The sequence below is a fragment of the Rhodothermales bacterium genome, from assembly GCA_013002345.1.
Taxonomy (GTDB): Bacteria; Bacteroidota; Rhodothermia; order Rhodothermales; family JABDKH01; genus JABDKH01.
The window spans coordinates 1-2,106 of record JABDKH010000168.1 but is presented as its reverse complement, the minus strand read 5'-3'; the positions used below and the strand labels follow the sequence as shown (position 1 = coordinate 2,106).

Below are 2,106 nucleotides of genomic sequence, written 5' to 3'. Positions count from 1 at the left end.
CCACCATTCCGATCAAGATGACCAGCGCCACAGGCGCCCGTCGACTCCTCGGCAGAGCTCGATCCTCCTTCCTGGCGGCCACCAGATAGAAGTCCGTCCTCGTGGCGTTCCAACGCTGCGCGAAATTCGGCTCGGCCTCGATGAGTAGCAGGTCGCCCGGCCGAATTCGGATCCGGCCAAGCGATCCCGAAAGTTGTTCGTTTTTTCGCTGGATGGCCAGGACTACCCCTCGATATCGCTCGCGAAAGCTGGACTCGCGGAGCGTTTGTCCGACGAGAGCGGACGAGTCCGACACGACCGCCTCGAATACCGGCAGGAATCCTCCTGCACCCGACTCCGGCGCCGGCAGCGCCCGCTCCAATCCGGGCCGCTCCAGCAGCCGATCAATCATCTCGACTGTGCCTGTGAAAGAAAGTACGTCGCCCGTCTCCAACACCATCTGAGGGCGGACGGGAATGAACCGCTTGCCACGTCGGATGTGGACCAGGAAAGCGTCGACCAGATTCCGAAGGCCCGCTTCTTCAACCGTCTTTCCGACAATGGCGGATCCCTCCGCCACTCGCACTTCGAAGAAGCAGTCCCTCAGGCCGTCGTCGGCAGCCCCGACACCTGACCCTCTGTCCGGAAGGAGCCTGTGGCCGCCGAGCGCGAAGTATATCGCGATCACGAGCGCAGCAGGCACACCGATCCACGCGATCTCGAACATGCCCATCGGCTCCATGCCGGCCGTTTCCATCAGTCCGGACACAACAATGTTCGTTGACGTGCCGATCAGTGTGGTCATGCCGCCCAGAATGGCGGCGTACGACAGCGGAATCATCACCTTCGACGCCGAGACACCCTTTCGCTCAGCCCATCTCTGCAGCCGCGGCATCACCATCGCGACGATCGGCGTGTTGTTCAGAAACGCCGACAGCAGCGAAGTCGGTAACATCAGACGCGGGAGATGAACGACCGGTCTGGAAGACTCGGCAAACAGCAACCCGTCCAGAAAGCCCAACGACCCTGTTCTCTGGAGCCCCTGCGCCACAATGAACAACGCGCCGACGGCCAGAACAGCCGAGTTCGAGAACCCGGCGAAAGCTTGAATGGGGGTCACGATTCCCGCTACCAGCAGGATTCCCAGACTCCCCAGAAGGACGAGGTCCGGCCGCGCCAGATCCTTCGCGAGTGCCACCACCATCCCGAGGATGACCGCCAGCGTCAACCAGGCGTGCCACCCGAGTTCAACAATCGGATCCATGCGTTCGACCTCTGTGACACCTTCGGCGGAAACCGGCGGTACAGGCTACCGGGTGGCAACCGCTTCTCGCGACTTGAAGTACTCCATCGTTCGACGGAGGCCCTCACGCCGATCGACCTGCGGCCCCCAGTCAAGCACCGCCTTCGCCTTCGAGATGTCCGGCTGACGAATCTTCGGATCATCGAGCGGTAGCGGCTCGAAGACGATGTCGCTTTCTGAACCGGTCAGCTCCTGGATCTCGCGTGCGAACTCCAGGATCGTCGTTTCGTCCGGATTTCCAATGTTCACCGGGTCGGTCTCGTCGGAATTCAGCAACCTGACAATCCCCTCAACCAGATCGTCCGCGTACTGAAACGACCGCGTCTGCGATCCGTCGCCGTACACCGTGAGCGGATTACCCTCCAGGGCCTGATTGATAAAATTCGACACCACACGCCCGTCGCGTTTGCGCATACGTGGGCCGTACGTATTGAAGATGCGCACAATGCGTGTCTCGACGCCGTGATACCGGTGGTACGCCATGGTAATCGACTCCGCGAACCTCTTGGCCTCGTCGTACACCCCTCTGACTCCGATCGGGTTCACATTTCCCCAGTACAGTTCGTTCTGGGGATGCTCGAGCGGATCGCCGTAAACCTCACTCGTCGAGGCGAGCAGAAACCGGGCCCCCTTGGCCTTGGCCAGTCCGAGCAGGTTGTGCGTGCCTAGAGCGCCGACCTTGAGCGTCTGAATCGGGAGCTCCAGATAATCGATCGGTGACGCAGGGCTCGCGAAGTGCAGCACGTAATTGACGTCACCGGCGACATACACGAAATTCGTCACGTCATGGTGAACGAATTGGAAGTGCTTGTTTCCAACCAGGT

Annotated in this window: 2 protein-coding genes; both read right to left on the bottom strand. The window is 60.9% G+C overall.

What is annotated here, in order from left to right; all coding sequences use genetic code 11:
- Positions 1-1,243, bottom strand: a 1,243-nt coding sequence (locus HKN37_08570) for an SLC13 family permease (protein ID NNE46699.1), incomplete at its 3' end; no start/stop codon positions are given.
- Between the two features lie 45 nt (positions 1,244-1,288).
- On the bottom strand, positions 1,289-2,106 hold an 818-nt coding region (locus tag HKN37_08565), incomplete at its 5' end, for an NAD-dependent epimerase/dehydratase family protein (GenBank protein NNE46698.1).